Origin of the sequence: Polycyclovorans algicola TG408 (assembly GCF_000711245.1) — a bacterium.
Classification (GTDB): Bacteria; Pseudomonadota; Gammaproteobacteria; order Nevskiales; family Nevskiaceae; genus Polycyclovorans; species Polycyclovorans algicola.
The window spans coordinates 36,113-51,658 of record NZ_JOMH01000001.1 but is presented as its reverse complement, the minus strand read 5'-3'; the positions used below and the strand labels follow the sequence as shown (position 1 = coordinate 51,658).

Genomic DNA, 15,546 nt, shown 5'->3' with positions numbered 1-15,546 from the left:
AGCCAGAGGCTCCAAAAGCTACGAAACGGTCTGCAAGACCCAGGGTGGGACGGGCTCTCCGGCTGTTACTACGACCGCTGAAAAACAATACACAAGGCTGGGTAGAGCGCAGCGAAACCCACCAGACAAACGCGGCCACACCCACAAACGGCCCAGCCAAAAAGCCTGACCTCCGCCCGGCAGGTTCATGACCCCAAGCGGTGGATTTCGCGTTGCTCTATCCACCCTACGCCGCACGCGCGTGGTGCAGTGCTTCACTTTCAAGAACAAGGCATCGACTTCGGTCGTAGGGTGTGTAGAGCGCAGCGAAACCCACCAGACAAACGCGGCCACACCCACAAACGGTCCAGCCAAAAAGCCTGACCTCCGCCCGGCAGGTTCATGACCTCAAGCGGTGGATTTCGCGTTGCTCTATCCCCCCTACGCCCCACGCTCCAGCCGCGGACCGTGCACGCCCAACCGGACGGTGACGGCGTGCTGCGGCGTCTGTGGGTCGGTTAGTCTGAGCGCCTGCATCCCTCAAAGCCCCACGCCATGCCGCATGACCCCCGCTGACTTTGCCGCCCTGACCCGTCTGGGCTGGAACGACACGCTGGCCGCATCCATGGTCGATGCATCGTCCAATACCGTGCCGGTACGGGTCATTGAGCAGCACCGCAGCGAGTACCGTGTCAGTGGCGCGTTTGGTGAGCACGCCGCCCGCACCCAGCCCGCGTTGCTGAAGCAGATGAATGCCGAGGGTGACGGCATTGCCGTCGGTGACTGGGCCATGTTCACGGCGGAAGGGCACTGGCTGGTGCAGTGTCTTCCGCGTTTCAGCCTGCTGGAACGCAGCCGTGAAGACGGGCGCCGTCAGCGGCTGGTGGCCAATGTCGACACCGCCTTGTTGGTGATGGGCCTCGACGGCGACTACAAGCCCGAGCGCCTCGCGCGCTACCAGCAGATGACCGAGGCCAGCGGCGTGCGGGTGGTCATCGCCCTGACCAAGGCCGACCGTGTGGCGGATGCCGCGTCGCAACGCGCCACCATTCAGCAGCAAGCCGGGCTGGACACGCCGGTGCTGCTCATGGACCCGCGCAAACCTGCGACGCGCGAATTGCTGACCGCCTACCTGCAGCCCGGTCATACGCTGGCGCTGCTGGGCTCGTCGGGTGTGGGCAAGTCCAGCCTGATGAACACCCTGCTGGGCGCCGAAGTGCAACGCACCGCCGAGACGCAGACCACCGATGACCTGGGGCGCCACACCACCACCGCACGGTTTCTGCGGCAACTGCCCGGCGGCGCCTGCCTGATCGACACCCCCGGCATGCGCGAACTCAAACTGGTCGAAGAACAGGTTGCTGACGACTTCGCCGACATTCGCGCCCTCACCGAGACCTGCCGCTTCAGCGACTGCCAGCATCGCAACGAACCGGGTTGCGCGGTGATCAGCGCCGTCACGCCCGAGCGCATGGCGGCGTATCGCGACCACCTCACGCCCAAACCCGCGAAGTTTCGGCGCGGCAAGGGCTGAGCGGCGGGCTCGGCTGCGTCTTGCCGCCTCAGGCCGGGACCAGCTTGTTGCCCAGCAGGCTGACTTCAACGGCCACGGTGTCGGCAAACTCGATCGCGTCAACGATCTCGTCGTTTTCGATGCCCAGCACCATGGCGTAGTGCGGCTGTGCGTAGGGCAGGCCGCTGGGGCCCACGCCTTCGCCCGAGGCCAGACACACGGCGCGGTCGTGTTCAACAATGATTTCGTGGCAGGTCAGTTCCGGGGGCTTCTGAAAGCTCAGCAAGGCCGGGACCAGGGTCGCCTTCACCGTGTCGCGCCCGATCATGGGTGCCGACACGGCGGTGGTGCCAATGATGCGGTACTGCGCCTGCGCCGACAGCATGTCGAACGCCTCTGAAAATTTCTGCGTGCACAGCAAGTCCATGTAGCGCTGGGCGACGGCTCGGGTTGGGTTCATGGCGGGCTCCTCTCGATGATTTTTTGGTTTGTGGTTGGGCTTGCAACGCGCAGCATTGCAATTTCTGACCATATGGTAAAAAAATGGGTAACGCAATAACGCCGCACCGGGCCGTCACCGTCCGGCGGCAACATCGCCATCGTCAATGAGCGTCCCTAGAAGACGCCACCCCATTGCCCGAGGAGAAACAACGCATGTTTGAGCAGGCCTTTTCGCCGATTCGCATTGGCGGCATCACCGTTCCCAACCGCATCTTCCGGCCGGCACACACCGCCAACAACACGCCGGGCGGACGGGTGGGCGAGCGCTTCATCGCCGCGCATGAAGAGGCAGCCCGCGGCGGCGTGGGGCTGAGCATCACCGGTGGCGCCGCCATTCATTGGTCGTCGATGCTGCACCCCAACGGGCTGGCGGTTTGGGATGACGCGTCGGTGCCGGGCTTGCAACAGTTCGCCGAGCGCATGGCCCCGTACCCCATGAAAGCCATCGTGCAGCTCTGGCACGGCGGGCATAACGGGTTCACGGCCAACGGCTCGCCGCCGTGGTCGGCGTCCACCACGCCGGGGGTGATGGTGGGTGTGCAGGCCATCGCCATGAGCACCGCGCAGATCAACGAGATCGTGGCCGCCTATCGCGACGCGGCCGTTCGGGTGGCCCATGCCGGGCTTGATGGCTGCGAGGTGCACGCCGGGCACGGCTATCTGCTGCGACAGTTTCTGGCCACCGCCATCAATCATCGCGAGGATGACTACGGCGGCACGCTGGCCAACCGCGCGCGCTTTCTGCTGGAGGTGCTGCGCGCCATTCGTGCGGCCGTGCCCAAGGGTTTTGTGGTCGGCGTGCGGATGGGCCCCGAAACACGGCCCGGCCTGGTCGAGCTCGACGAGATGATGCAGGTGGTGGCGATGATCGAGGCCGACGGCCTGGTCGATTACCTCAACCTCACCGTGGGCGAGTACAGCGCGCCCGAGATGATGGCGGCGCCGATGCACGAGCCGTCCGGATACCAACTGCCCTACAACGGTGACGTGAAGTCGCAGGTGACGCTGCCGGTGCTGGTCACCGGCCGTTTCCGCACGGTGGAAGAAGTGGATCAGGCGGTGCGGCTCGGCCAGGCCGATCTGGTGGGCATGGTGCGGGCCCACCTCGCCGATCCCCACATCGTGCGCAAGACGCGCGAGAACCGGGTGGACGAGATTCGTCCGTGCATCGCCTGCAACCAACGCTGCATCGGCGGGCTGTTTCTGCCGCCGGGCGAACCGTTCTGCGCGGTCAACCCGCGTGCCAACCTGGAATCCACCGTGCCCGAGCCGACCCAGGCCGACACGCCGCGCACGGTCATGGTGATTGGCGGCGGCGTCGCGGGGATGGAAGCCGCCCGCGTGGCGGCGTTGCGGGGCCATCGCGTCACGCTGTTCGAGGCACGCCCCCAGTTGGGCGGCACGGTGCGCTTTGCGGCCCGTCATGCGCCGAAGATGGCGTCGTTTGGCGACATCACCTTCTGGCAGGAGGCCGAACTGCGCCGCCTAGGTGTTGAGGTGCAGACCGGCCAGTACGTGGACGCCGACGACGTGCGGCGTGCGGCGCCCGATGCGGTGGTCATCGCCACCGGCGCGCGTGCACGCCTGGATGGCGGCCAGCGACATCGCCCCGGGCTGCACATCGAAGGGCTGGCGCAGCGCACGGTGCTGTCGTCCGAAGACGTGCTGTCACTGCCCCGCGAGCAACTGGGCGACAGTGCGGTGGTGCTCGACGATGTCGGGCATTACGAGGGCATTGCCGTTGCGGAATACCTCATCCAGCGCGGGCTGCACGTCAGCTACGTGACCCGTCACGCGGCGTTCGCACCGTTGATGGATGCCTGCTTCCGGGCCGGGCCGGCCTATGCCCGCCTGCACCGCACCGGGCGCTTCACGGCCTATACGCGTGCCACCCTGGCGCGCGTGGAGGCCCGCAGCGCCACCCTGTTCGACCCCGCCCAGGACGCGGCGCCGCAGACCGTGCCGGCCGATACGCTGGTGCTGGTCGGCTTCAACCAACCCAACAGCGAACTGCGCGATGCCCTGGGCGATGACGTCGCCGCCGTGCACTCAATTGGCGATGCCCTCAGCCCGCGCTTCATCGAGGCGGCGATTGCCGAGGGCTACCACACCGGCCTGGCGCTGTGACGCGCGACGCCCGCCCGTTGTGAGTCCTCACGGACCGTGACCGATCCGCACGGGCGCTCCGGATGCGAGACGTCCATCGCATTGAGGCGTTGAAAGGGGTGCTGCGGATCTTCCCGTGATGGTCGGCAGCAACCGCCGCGAGTCCGTCAACTGCAGGCGAGACCATCAAGCTTGCGGCGCGCTCAGCCCTTGCCGAGCATGCGCGCCATCGCCGCGCACAGCAGGTCCGTGGCATTGTCGACGTGGCCTTTGCAGCGCCAACCCACATGGGTGTCAGGCCGGACAACAATGGCGCCGTCGGCGTCGATCTCGCGCAGCCGCGCCCAGTCGCCGTCGTCGTCGCGGTACGCCGCTTCATCGCCAATCATGTGCACGACGAGGTTGACGCCGAAGCGTTCGCCGGCCAGGCGCGCCGCCACTTCCCATGCGTGACCCTGGGTGCCGATGAAGACGGTGAATTGGCCCCGGCCGCAGAGGTCGTGCGTCGAAATTTTTCGTCCGTCCCGGCGCGTCAGCCAGGCGTGCGGCAGGCGGTGGCCGGGGCGTGTGGTGGGCGTGTAGTGATCCCCCATCGGCGCATGCTGCGGCGGCTGACTGCCATCGGGCATGACGGCGCCGGTCTCGTAGGCAAAGCCAAGTTCGATGTCATGCGCCTGAAACTCGATGCGCTGGGTGTTGAGCACTTCGTGCATGCGTCTGCGGGCGAAGTCGCCCTGCCAGCCGTCGGCCAGCAGTGTCATGAATGCCGCCATATTCGCCTCGGGCGGCGCGCCCGGTACGATGCCGAAGCCGGGCTCGATGACGAAGTGATTCATGAAGGTGAACAGCGCCCACTGGGTGTTGCGTTCCGCCACCGGGCGGCGCTCGGCTTCGTAGGTTTTCAGCAGATCGAGGTGGGCCGCGCCCTTGACCACGGCGGCGATTTTCCACGCCAGGTTGTGGGCGTCCTGGATGCCCGAGTTCAGCCCCAGCCCGGTGGTCGGCGGATGGCGGTGTGCGGCGTCGCCAATCACCCATACGCGGTCTTTGCCGTAGTGGTTGGCGAGCACGCATTCGACGATCCAGTGACTGACCTTGTGCACGGCGATGTCGACGTCGGGCGTCTTCAGCAGCGCCTTGATCTTGGGCGCGATGTCGGCCTCGTTGAAGTCGGGATCGCCCGGCTGAAAGGCGAAGTGAAACACCCATTCCTCCGAACGACGGTCGAAGTGCGTCGGCCCCATGGCGACCATCGCACCGCTGCTCCACGCCCCGCTGGCGGGATTGCTGAACCAGCGGATCAGTGGCGTGTCGTCGTCGATGTACTGGGAAAAATCGGCCGACAGATGGGTGGCGACCATGTCGACCAGATTGGTCGGGCCGTGCAGTTCGATGCCCAGCGGCGGGCCGACAGTGCGGTGGCGGTCAGCGCCGATCAGCACCTGCGAGCGCACTTCGAACTCTTCGCCGCTGTCGAGGTTCTTCACCCGCGAGGTGACGCCATCGGCATCCTGCACATAGTCCAGCAGTTCGTGGCTGAAGCGCAGGTCGGCCAGATCGCTGGCCTCGGCCTGGGTCCGCAGCACCGGTTCCAGGCGGATCAGTGGCAGGTTGCCGGAGCGCACCGGGCTGTCGGCGTCGTAGGTTTTCGCCAGCGTGCCGCCGCCGAAGGCATCCATTTTGTAGAGCGTTTTGCCGTCGACCGGGCCGTCGCCGCCCAGCGAGGTCATCCACGCCACGCAGCCCATGTTCTCGAACGGCGTACCCCTGGCGGTCACCGTGTCGGCGAGGCCGTGCTCGCGAAAAATCTCCATGGTGCGCTGGTTCAGATAATGCGCTTTGGGCAGATGCGAGGTGGTGGCGTGGCGCTCCACCAGCATTGATTCGACGCCATGCGCCGAGAGGAAAATCGACAGGCTCAGCCCGGCGCCACCGCCGCCGCAGATCAGGACCGGGGTGTGAATCGTGTTCATGCGCGGGGCTCGGGGGTGGTTTCGGGGACGATGCGATTTTCGATGTGGCCGATCTCGTCAATCTCGACCCGCACCACGTCGCCGGCCTTCAGGTAAAGGCGCGGCTTGCGCACCGCGCCGACGCCGGCGGGCGTGCCGGTCAGAATCAGGTCGCCAGGCTCCAGGGTCATGGCCTGGCTCAGGTAGACCACCATGGCGAACACGTCGAACACCATCCCGGCGGTGTTGGAGTTCTGCCGTTCTTCGCCATTGACGAAGCAGCGGATGCCCAGCGTCTGCGGGTCGACGATTTCGTCGGCGGTGACGATCCACGGTCCGAAGGGGCAGTGCGTGTCGAAGCTTTTGCCGACCACGAACTGGCTGCTGTGGAACTGGAAGTCGCGGACGCTCACGTCGTTGGCGACACAGTAACCGGCAATCGCCGCGCGCGCCTGTTCGCGGTCGGCATGGCGGGTGCGGCGGCCAATCACGAAGGCCAGCTCGGCCTCGTAGTCGAGCTTGTCGGAGACCTTCGGCAGGTCCACGGCATCGAACGGTCCATTGGCGGCGGTGGACATTTTTGCGAACCAGGTTTGCGCCTCGGGCGACGCCAGACCGGCCTCGGCGATGTGGTCGCGGTAGTTCAGGCCCAGCGCCATGATCTTGCCCGGCCGGGTGATGGGCGCCGCCAGCGCGATGTCGGGCAAGCGATGATCGGCCGGGCACTTGAGCAGCGCCTCCAGGTCGGCTTTCAGCGCGTCGACCTGGGGCAACAGGTCAATCATCTCGCGCGGGGCGTGTGGCAGGTGCGCGGTGATGTCGTACACCCGGTCGCCGTTGATCAGCGCGGGATGAAGGCTGCCGTCCGGGTCGCGGCGCTGGGCCAGTCGCATGGGGTCTCCTTGTAAGATTGATGCACCGTGATCGATGCAGTGTTGTGGGGTGTGCTTGTGCAAAGTGACCATGGGGTCAACATCGCCGACACCCGCTTGCGACAACCGTACCGCAACTCTCAGGACGAAGAAGCCGATGATGGGTCCGCCCGTCATGCGCCCCTCACCGAGGTGGTCCACGCCCGAAATTTCCACATGTATCGACACACCGCCGCGGGCTGGCGGTTCAAACTAAGGGCGTGCGCCAGCCTGATCCGCGCCCCCGATTTTCTGACAAGAGGACACCCCGTATGAGTGAACGTCATTCCCGGCTGCTGCAGGTCAACGGCGGCCGTATCCACGCCGTCATCCAGGGCGAAGGCCCGATGGTGTTGCTGCTGCACGGCTTTCCCGAGTCCTGGTACTCGTGGCGGCATCAGCTTGGGGCCTTGGCCGACGCGGGCTATCGCGCCGTGGCCATCGACCAGCGCGGCTATGGCCAGTCGTCAAAGTATTGGGCCCAGGACGCTTATCGCATCGACCGTCTGGTCGAGGATGCAGTAGGGGTGGTCGCTGCCCTGGGTGAAACGCAGGCCGTGGTGGTGGGCCACGACTGGGGTGCGCCGGTGGCGTGGACCAGTGCATGGATGCGCCCGGACGTGTTTCGCGGCGTGGTGGGGGTCAGCGTGCCGTTTTCCGGGCGCGGTCTGGTCGCACTGCCGGGCAGCCCGTTTGGCGAGCGCAGCCCGGACGAACTTCACGCCGAACTGGCCGGGCCGGGCCGCGATTTCTACCAGACCTATTTTGGCGAGAAGACGCGGGTCATCACCGAGATTGAGAGCGATGTCCGCGCCTGGCTTCGCGGCGTGGTCTACACCCTGTCGGGCGATGCGCCGCCCCCGGTGTTGCAGATGATTGCGGCGCAGCACTCGGCCGCGGCGATTCGCGATGGCGGCCTGTGCATTCCACACGACGGCCGCATGATTGATGGCCTGATGCAACCCGAAACCTTGCCGGCGTGGTTCGACGAGGCCGACCTGGACTTCTTCACCCACGAGTTTGAGCGCTCGGGCTTTGCCGGCCCGCTGAACTACTACGCCAACCTTCAGGACAGTTGGGAATTCCTCGAAGGGCAGCAGCACAAGCCGCTGTCGGTGCCGGCGATGTTCATCGGTGGCGAGTTCGACATCGCCACCGCATGGGGTCGCGAAGCCATCGAAAAGGCGGGTTCGGTGATGCCCGACTACCGCGGTAACCTGATCGTGAAGGGCTCAGGTCACTGGATTCAGCAGGAAAAGCCTGACGAAACCAACGCCGCGTTGATCGATTTTCTGCGGCAGTTGGCCTGAACCAAGCGAGGGTCGTTGCCGGGTTGGCAACGACCCTCGATGCCGCTCAGGAGACCTGCAGGCAAATCTTGCCGAGGTGCGCGCCCGAGAGTTGGTAGCGGAAGGCATCGCCCAGTTCCTGCAGCGGGAAACTGCGATCGATCACCGGGCGCATGCCGTTGACTTCGCAGGCACGCACCAGGTCCAGTTGGTCGCGCCGGCTGCCCACGGTGAGGCCAATCAAACGGCCCTGCTTGCGCATCAACAGGGCGGTGGGCACCACACCTTCCCAGCCGGTGAGCACCCCGATCAGGGCGATGTGGCCGCCGTTGCGAATGGCGTGGATCGACTGCGGCAAGGTGCCGGGGCCACCAATTTCGACCACGTGATCAACCCCGCCGCCGGAGAGCTTGGCCGCCGCTTCGCCCCAGTTCGGGGTTTTCTTGTAATTGATTAAATGATCAGCGCCCAGCGCGCCCAGGCGTTCCAGCTTCTCGTCGGACGACGAGGTGGCAATCACTTTGGCACCGGCCATTTTGGCCAACTGCAGGGCGAACACCGACACCCCGCCGCTGCCCTGAACCAGCACCGTTTCACCGGCCTTGAGCTGGCCGTTGGTCATCAACGCGCGCCAGGCGGTGACCCCCGCACAGGTCAAGGTGGCGGCTTCTTCGTAGCTGTAGCTGTTGGGGTAGCGGGTCAGCGCTTGTGCCGGAACAGTGGCGAATTCGGTGGCGTAGCCGTCCATGCCGTCGCCGGGTACGGTGGTGAAGTCCTTTGACTCGCAGATGCCATCGGGCCAGTCGGTGAAGAAGGTGCTGAGCACCTTGTCACCGGGTTTGAATTCGGTCACCCCTTCGCCGACGGCGATGACATCACCGGCACCGTCCGACATGGGGATGCGGCCGTCGGCCGTTTTGATGAGGCCCGCCACCACGGCATAGTCATGAAAGTTGAGCGAACTGGCGCGCACCTTGAACAGTACTTCGCCGGGGCCGGGCTGGCGGGGTTCGACGGTGTCGGGCGTGAGGCTGTCGAGGCTGGCGGGCAGGCGAACGCGGATCGTGTTGGTCAAAAGTGGATCTCCTTATTGTTGACTGGGACAGCAACGTACCACCCGCATCAGCTCTGTGAGGGGCCGCGCTTGACGACCAGATCCTGATCAAAGTCGGCGTTGTCGAGCCGGCTCATGTTCGGGTAGTAGACCGCAAAGGCCTGCAGCAGCTCGTCCAGCGGCAGGTCGGCGCGTTCGCCGCGAAAGGTGACGTACTCCATGTGCCGCGCGCCGGACAGGTCGAAGGGGTGGTAGATCGAGTCGGCGCGACCGTCGAATTCCAGCGGTTTCAGGCTCATTTTTTCGCACAGCGACAGGTTGAAGGCCGGTGTGGCCTTGACCCACTGGCCGTCCAGAAAGAGTGCGGTGTAGCCGTGGTAGTGAAACAGGTCGGTGCCCATCGCCTCGCGCAGCCGCTCGGTGGACAGGTGATTGCGCACGTCGGCGAAGCCCAGTGCCGCCGGAATGCCGGCCACGCGACACACGGCGGCGAGCAACACCGCCTTGTTCACGCACCAGCCGCGTCCGGTTTGCAGGACCGTGCTGGCCCGCATGCCGGAGGGGCTCAGGTCGATGGTGTAAGGGTCGTAGCGGATGTCGTCACGCACGGCGTAATAAAGCCGCACGGCCTTGTCGATGGCACTGTCGGCATCACCCATCGCCTGCGCGGCGTAGGCCACGACGTCGGGGTGATCGCTGTCGATGAACGCGGTGGCGCGCAGGCAGTCGTCGGGGTTGGGGGGCGGTGATTGATCTGTTTGATTTGTTTGATTCATGTGATTCAAGAATACTACTCCCGGCCCAGCCACTGGGCGACGCGCTGGGCAATGACCTTGTGACCTTCGGCGTTGGGGTGAATGGGGTCAGCGCGCAGGCTGCGCTTGCCGTAGACGTAGGGCAGCACCGTGCGGTCCAGGTAGGTGCCGGTGATGTCGGTCAGCGCCGCGATGTACAGCGGATGCACGCTCGAACGCTGCGGCTGGGCCAGCCCGAGCACCAGAAAGCGGGCACCGCGTGCGGTGATGATGTCGGCCATCTCGCGCAGGTTGGCTTCGGTCTGTGACAGCGGTTGGCGCCGCAGAAAGTCGTTGCCGCCGACCGTTGCAATCACCAGCGCGGGCTCAAACTCGTCCAGCAGTGCGTCCAAGGTGTCGAGCACCTCGTCAGAGGTGGCGCCGTTGCGCGCCCGGTTGAAGACGCGCAGCCCGGTTTTGCGGGCCACGATGGACGGCCAGGCCTGGTCGGCGGGCAGGCGGTGTCCGGTGGTGATCGAGTCGCCGATGGCCAGCACCACGGCCTCCTGCTGCAACACGATTTGCCCTTCAGGCGCACCCGGCCCGCGGCTGCAGGCCGACAGCAGCACGACGAGCGGAATGATCAGGTGCAGCGGCTTGAGCATGGCGGTATCGCGGTCAGGTGTAGCCGTATTGTCGCGCCAGGGCGATGACTTCTGCATCGAGCGGTCGTGACTGCCCCGGCTGTTCGACCTGCCAGAGCACTTCGGCGTCGAGTTGTGCGGGCAGGGTGATGGGCAATGCCGTGTCTAACACCGGTGCCAAAGCGTCCATTTCGAGTCCGCCGGGTGCTTCGGGCGGCCCCCAGTCGGCGAAGGGGCTGCGGCTGATGGCCTGCATGGCGGCCAGCGCCTCGTCGTCGTCATCGAGCCTCAGCGCGAGGCACAGGGCGCGAAGTGCGGCGACTGGGTCGTCTTCAAGATCTTCCATGCGGAAGGCTGTGCACTGGGCCTCGGGCACCCAGCGCTGCAGATTGCGGTTGCAGCGCAGCCACGGAATCTGCGGCTCGATCAAGGCCGCAGCGGGCGACACGTGGTGGTCACGAAAATCGGGCGGCACATAAAGCTGGCCTTGCAGCCAGGGCGCCCAGACCGCGCCGTGGGTGAGCGGGTGGCGCAGGCACTGCACCACCCGCAGATCGGGGTCCAGTTGTTGCCAGCGCAGCAACTCGTCGGGCCGCAGTGCGGCTTCACCGTCGGGGATGACCAGTGCGCGCGGCGCCACACCGTTTTTCAGTTCGGTCAGCAGCTCGGTGGTGGTGGCGTCGGTGGCTTCCTCCAGCCAGGCCTTCGCCTTTGCGATTCCGGCGCGATGCTGACCACCGCCGTGGTGTTCGGCGACGAAACGCAGCAGGCCATCCAGCAGCGGCACCTGGCTCAGATCGGCCAGCGTCAACAATTCGCCGACGGTGTCGGCAAGGCCCAATTTCAGCTCTGGCGCGGCGGCACATTGTGGGTGTGAGCCCAGCACCTGCGCCAACAGCGAGCTGCCACTGAACGGCGCCCCGGCGAGCAGGATGACGCCACTCACGTCCAGCCGCCTTCACGACCCAGCCACACCTCACAACCGCCGCGCGGATTGTCGATGTAGCGCCAGTCGCCGCCGTCTTGTTGTTGCACCACCGTGGGGCCGAACGGGTTGGCGGTGGCCACCACCAAGCCCTGTGGAATCGACGCCATGTTGCGAATGCCCCAGTTGAAGCGATTGCCGAAGCCGCCCACCGTGACCGGCTCCCAGCGTTCGCCGTCGGCACTGCTCCACAGCTCGGCGCCGCCTCGGCGGGTGGCCAGTTCGTCCCGGCCCCAGCGGTCCATCAGCGCCAGCGCGTCGGGTGGCCAGATGTTGAGCTGCAGCCAGGGAATGTTCTGGCCCCAACTGAAGGTGCCGGCGTAGAGGCGGCCTTCGTGGCAGGTCATGCGCCACACGTAGCCATTGAAAAAAGTATCGAACCCGGCGCCATAACCCGACAGTGGATAGCGCAACCCGTCGGCGGTGCGGCGGCCATCGCCGACGATCAGTTCCCAGGAGTCATCCGGCCAGACGCGCAGCAACTCCGCCGCCGCCGGGCCGATTTTCATGGCGCGGTGATAGCCGCCACTCAGCACGCCGGTGCCCACATACAGCGCGCCGTTGAACACGCACATCGACACGCCCACCTCGTTGAACACGCCGCGCCCGGCGCCGTGCTGCAGTACCCGCGTCCAGTGATAGGGCAGGTCGCCGCCGGCGGTTTTCCACAGCTCGAAGCCGTTCACTGGATTCACCGTGCCGGCATACAGATGGTCGTTGAACTCTTCCATCTCGAAAATGGTGACGTTGTCTGGGTTGCCGAAGCCTTCTTCGTTGGCGGGCCGCCACGGCGAGCGCTGAACATCGTCGGTGGCGTAGATGGTCGAGTCGGAGCCGACGCTGTCGGAGATCAGGCGTGCGCCCTTCGACGAACTGGTGGGCGTGGTGTGCACACGCCCCTGAAAGCGCTGCAGGGTGCGGAACGAACGCACCATCGGCGAAAACGGCGGGCGCGTCGTCGGCTCGAACGTCACGCCGTCCGTGCTGCGCAGAATATCCGGCGGCTCGGCGATCTGCGGCGCCCAGGTCGAAACATAGAGGCAGGGTTTGTCATCTGACGCGCCCTGAAACACGCCGATGCCGCGATAGCCGATGTAGCGCGGCACCATGCGGCTGCCATTGGTGGCCATGACCATGGGCGCCTGATAGACGCGCGTCCATTGATCGGCCAGCGGGTCAAAGCACCAGATCTCCGCCTGGCGTGGTACGTCGTGAATGATGTCCGGGCTTTTCACCGGCCACGGGCGGATGTTGGGCCGGGCCAGGTTCCAGCGGTGCGCCTGAATGATGCCGCGCGTGGTGCCGACGTAAACCTTGCCCTCGAACACCGCCATGCTGTGCGCGTAGTGGTTGACGCTGTCGCCAAAACCATTGGGCGCGGTTAGGCGGAAATCCTGCTCCGAAAGACCAGCGGCCAGCGGTGTCATCAGAGGGTGTTTAAAAAACGTAGCGAGCGCAGTGAGTTCGCGCCCGGCGGACCGCAGAAAGCGGAGTGTATGAATCGATACATGAGCATTTCGAGGACCGTACGGGCGCGAAATCGCAAGCGCAGTAGTTTTTTAGACACCCTCATCAGGGGAGCCAGGACCAGACTTCCACCATGAAGAAGCGCCACAGCGCCCGGGTGAAAACGTAAATGGCGGGGTAACGCGGGCCTTCCACCTTGGCCGAGCCGGTCATGCCCGACTTGAGACGGCCTTCGGGGTCATCAATCGACAATTGCACCCGCACCACTTGTCCGTAGGTCGCGCTGTCGGCGGCGGGGGCGATGGCGATCACTTCACCGTCGAAGCTGGTGCCCGGAAACGCCCAGGCGCGCGCCCGTGCGGCGGCACCTTCGCGGACCTCACCGATGGACGATTCCGGGACCTCGACCTCGGCCAGGCGGTTGCCCACCTGCTCGATCTTCGCCAGCACCGCGCCGCGTTCCAGAAAGCTGCCGACCGCGAACTGCAGCGAGTCCGACAGCACCCGGCCGCTGATCGGTGCACGCAAGGTGGTCTGTTCCAGTTGCTCCCGGTGGAAGACCAGCAGCGCTTCTTCGCGGGCCATTTCGGCACGGGTGGCATCGAGCATCTCGGCGCGTGCCGGGCTTTCGATCAGCGCCAGCGCACGGCGGGCTTCTTCCAGCAGTTGCTCATCCACCTCGGCGGTGCCGCGCGCCTTTTCGTACTCATCGACGCTGATACCGCCTTCCTTGAAGGCTTTGATCAGCCGCGATTCGGTGGCGCGCGAGAAGCGGGAACGACGCTCCAGGGTGGCGACACGTCCTTCGGCGACCTGAATTTCTTCGCTCTTTGCGCCTTTCTCCAGTAGTGCCAGATCAGCGTTGAGCTGCGCCATCGACGCCTCGCTGGCGGCCACCTTGGCGCGGCTTTCGGCGTCTGAAATACGCGCCAGCGCCTGGCCCTTTTCAACTGTCTCGCCTTCGCTGACCAGCACTTCGCGAACATCGCCCGCCACCAGCGCACGCACATCGGCCCTGGCACTGGGCAACACCTCGAAATCACCGCTGGGCTCGTAGCGGTAGGGGAACAGGCACAGCAGCAACAGCACCACGAAAATAATGATTTGCTTGCGTGTGGGGCGCCATTCGCGCAGTTCCTTCCACCAGCCATTCCAGCCGAGTCCGCTACGCGGCATCGGCGGCCGCCCGAGTTGCTTGTACATCATGACCCCCAGTCCCAGAACCACTAAAAGAAACCCGATGCCGCCCAATATCGTTAGCAGGAAGGGCAGCGTGAAATGCGCCAGCAGCAACAGCGCTGCCAGAAAAAACAGGTTGGTTGCGACGAACATCACCCGCAACGCGGTGAACGACAGCGAACGTTGCTGGTGATGCCAGGGCCGGCGCTGGCGCAGCAAGGCGTAGATCGATTGCAGACGCAGGTCGGTGACGCCCAGCCACTGCGATAAAAACGCGTAGCCGTCATAGCGCGCCAGTGGATTGGCACGCAGCACCAGCGAGCCGACCACGATCATCATTGGCAGGGCCAGCGCCTGCGTCAGAGCGGCGTTCTGTCGGCCGGCGATGACCCAGGCGGTGAGCATGAAGGTCAGCAGCGCAAAGCTGCCGACCACGGGCGCGGCCACCAGCCGCAGGCGCTGGGCGCGCGGCAACTGCTCGGCGCGCCCAGCCGTGTCAACCCGTAGATGGGGAAACGGCCACAGCTTGGGTGGCAGACCGACACTGACCTGCGCCCGCGTCAGGCGACGTGCCATGGCCGCGAGGCTGCTCTGCGAGATGAGGTGGATGGCGATAATCGTCAGCGGAACCGACAGCCCGTAATCGGCACTGATCAGGTGGGCGACGAGCCCATCGCTGAAGTCGGCGCGGCGTTGCCACAGGGCGAACAGCATGACGGCAAACCAGGCCAGCAACAGCGCGGCGCGGACGCGCCCATACAGCGGCCAGGTGAAGCAGCGCCCGAGCGCCACAAACGGTCCGCCAGGCAACTGCCCGCCCGCCCGGCGCCCGGCACCCACGTAATAGCGCTGCACGCCGCCCACCAGCGCGGGATGCACCAGCGAACCCGGCACCGACGAGGGCAGGTTCACGCTCGCCGCCGTGCCCAGGCCCGCGGGCTTGCGCCATGAGCCCGGCGGTGGCGGCACCGGCTCCACCCGGCCGGCGATAAGGGCATTGACGGCGGCGAGGCGCATCGTCAGCCGCTGTGCGTCCTCGGCTGACACCTCGCGCTGCCAGTGCTCAGCCAATGCTTGGCGGCGTGCCTGCGGATCGCGGTTGCCGTCGAAGACGCTCGCCGCAGCGGCTCGGTCAAGGCCCAGGCTGCCGGGGTCGAAGCTCGACTCTGCCGACCAGCAGAGGTAGGCCGTGGCGGGCTTGGGCAGGCGTAGCGTCATGCCATCGGCCTGCG

At 65.8% G+C, this 15,546-nt stretch carries 12 protein-coding genes; 3 read left to right on the top strand and 9 right to left on the bottom strand.

The annotated features are described in order from the left end of the window. The first annotated feature begins 541 nt into the window (after positions 1–541). A complete protein-coding gene (gene rsgA, locus U741_RS0100180; RefSeq protein WP_052378346.1) occupies positions 542–1,513 on the top strand; it encodes a ribosome small subunit-dependent GTPase A in 972 nt (323 codons plus the stop codon). Positions 1,514–1,541: 28 nt separating this feature from the next. Here the strand turns inward: rsgA and U741_RS0100175 are convergent, their stop codons facing one another. After that, on the bottom strand, positions 1,542–1,952 hold the full coding sequence (locus U741_RS0100175) for a nuclear transport factor 2 family protein (protein WP_029888475.1): 411 nt from the start codon (positions 1,950–1,952) through the stop codon (positions 1,542–1,544). Positions 1,953–2,146: 194 nt separating this feature from the next. On the opposite strand from U741_RS0100175, the gene U741_RS0100170 reads away from it, so the two are divergent. Further along, positions 2,147–4,120: an FAD-dependent oxidoreductase gene (locus tag U741_RS0100170; protein ID WP_029888474.1), complete on the top strand. Its 1,974-nt coding sequence runs from the start codon at positions 2,147–2,149 to the stop codon at positions 4,118–4,120. Positions 4,121–4,302: 182 nt separating this feature from the next. Here the strand turns inward: U741_RS0100170 and U741_RS0100165 are convergent, their stop codons facing one another. Both U741_RS0100165 and U741_RS0100160 read right to left on the bottom strand, forming a co-directional pair. Then, positions 4,303–6,072: an FAD-dependent monooxygenase gene (locus tag U741_RS0100165; protein ID WP_029888473.1), complete on the bottom strand. Its 1,770-nt coding sequence runs from the start codon at positions 6,070–6,072 to the stop codon at positions 4,303–4,305. After that, positions 6,069–6,944, bottom strand: a complete 876-nt coding sequence (locus U741_RS0100160; protein WP_029888472.1) for a fumarylacetoacetate hydrolase family protein — start codon at positions 6,942–6,944, stop codon at positions 6,069–6,071. The genes U741_RS0100165 and U741_RS0100160 overlap by 4 nt, the downstream gene beginning before the upstream one ends. 290 nt (positions 6,945–7,234) lie before the next feature. On the opposite strand from U741_RS0100160, the gene U741_RS0100155 reads away from it, so the two are divergent. Continuing rightward, on the top strand, positions 7,235–8,272 hold the full coding sequence (locus U741_RS0100155) for an alpha/beta fold hydrolase (protein WP_029888471.1): 1,038 nt from the start codon (positions 7,235–7,237) through the stop codon (positions 8,270–8,272). A gap of 46 nt (positions 8,273–8,318) precedes the next feature. Here U741_RS0100155 and U741_RS0100150 read toward each other — a convergent pair whose 3' ends face one another. The 6 genes from U741_RS0100150 to U741_RS0100125 form a co-directional block, all read right to left on the bottom strand. After that, positions 8,319–9,326, bottom strand: coding sequence for a zinc-dependent alcohol dehydrogenase family protein (locus U741_RS0100150; RefSeq protein WP_200872647.1), 1,008 nt, complete (start codon positions 9,324–9,326; stop codon positions 8,319–8,321). Positions 9,327–9,373: 47 nt separating this feature from the next. Beyond that, positions 9,374–10,081, bottom strand: coding sequence for a transglutaminase-like domain-containing protein (locus tag U741_RS0100145; protein WP_029888469.1), 708 nt, complete (start codon positions 10,079–10,081; stop codon positions 9,374–9,376). A 14-nt stretch (positions 10,082–10,095) separates the two neighbouring features. Then, positions 10,096–10,761 carry a GDSL-type esterase/lipase family protein gene (locus tag U741_RS0100140; protein WP_084154569.1) on the bottom strand — a complete coding sequence of 222 codons (666 nt, stop codon included), beginning with the start codon at positions 10,759–10,761 and terminating at the stop codon, positions 10,096–10,098. Further along, positions 10,718–11,629: a sulfotransferase gene (locus U741_RS0100135; protein WP_029888467.1), complete on the bottom strand. Its 912-nt coding sequence runs from the start codon at positions 11,627–11,629 to the stop codon at positions 10,718–10,720. The genes U741_RS0100140 and U741_RS0100135 overlap by 44 nt, the downstream gene beginning before the upstream one ends. Further along, positions 11,626–13,095 (bottom strand): hypothetical protein, encoded by a 1,470-nt coding sequence (locus tag U741_RS0100130; protein ID WP_029888466.1) that lies wholly within the window; start codon positions 13,093–13,095, stop codon positions 11,626–11,628. The genes U741_RS0100135 and U741_RS0100130 overlap by 4 nt, the downstream gene beginning before the upstream one ends. 145 nt (positions 13,096–13,240) lie before the next feature. Then, positions 13,241–15,532 carry an RND family efflux transporter gene (locus U741_RS0100125; protein WP_029888465.1) on the bottom strand — a complete coding sequence of 764 codons (2,292 nt, stop codon included), beginning with the start codon at positions 15,530–15,532 and terminating at the stop codon, positions 13,241–13,243. Between the last annotated feature and the right edge of the window lie 14 nt (positions 15,533–15,546).

Coding starts and splice junctions, on each gene's coding strand:
- rsgA (WP_052378346.1), top strand. CDS start 542: ATGACCCCCGCTGACTTTGCCGCCCTGACCCGTCTGGGCTGGAACGAC.
- U741_RS0100175 (WP_029888475.1), bottom strand. CDS start 1,952: ATGAACCCAACCCGAGCCGTCGCCCAGCGCTACATGGACTTGCTGTGC.
- U741_RS0100170 (WP_029888474.1), top strand. CDS start 2,147: ATGTTTGAGCAGGCCTTTTCGCCGATTCGCATTGGCGGCATCACCGTT.
- U741_RS0100165 (WP_029888473.1), bottom strand. CDS start 6,072: ATGAACACGATTCACACCCCGGTCCTGATCTGCGGCGGCGGTGGCGCC.
- U741_RS0100160 (WP_029888472.1), bottom strand. CDS start 6,944: ATGCGACTGGCCCAGCGCCGCGACCCGGACGGCAGCCTTCATCCCGCG.
- U741_RS0100155 (WP_029888471.1), top strand. CDS start 7,235: ATGAGTGAACGTCATTCCCGGCTGCTGCAGGTCAACGGCGGCCGTATC.
- U741_RS0100145 (WP_029888469.1), bottom strand. CDS start 10,081: ATGAATCAAACAAATCAAACAGATCAATCACCGCCCCCCAACCCCGAC.
- U741_RS0100140 (WP_084154569.1), bottom strand. CDS start 10,761: ATGCAGAAGTCATCGCCCTGGCGCGACAATACGGCTACACCTGACCGC.
- U741_RS0100130 (WP_029888466.1), bottom strand. CDS start 13,095: ATGACACCGCTGGCCGCTGGTCTTTCGGAGCAGGATTTCCGCCTAACC.
- U741_RS0100125 (WP_029888465.1), bottom strand. CDS start 15,532: ATGACGCTACGCCTGCCCAAGCCCGCCACGGCCTACCTCTGCTGGTCG.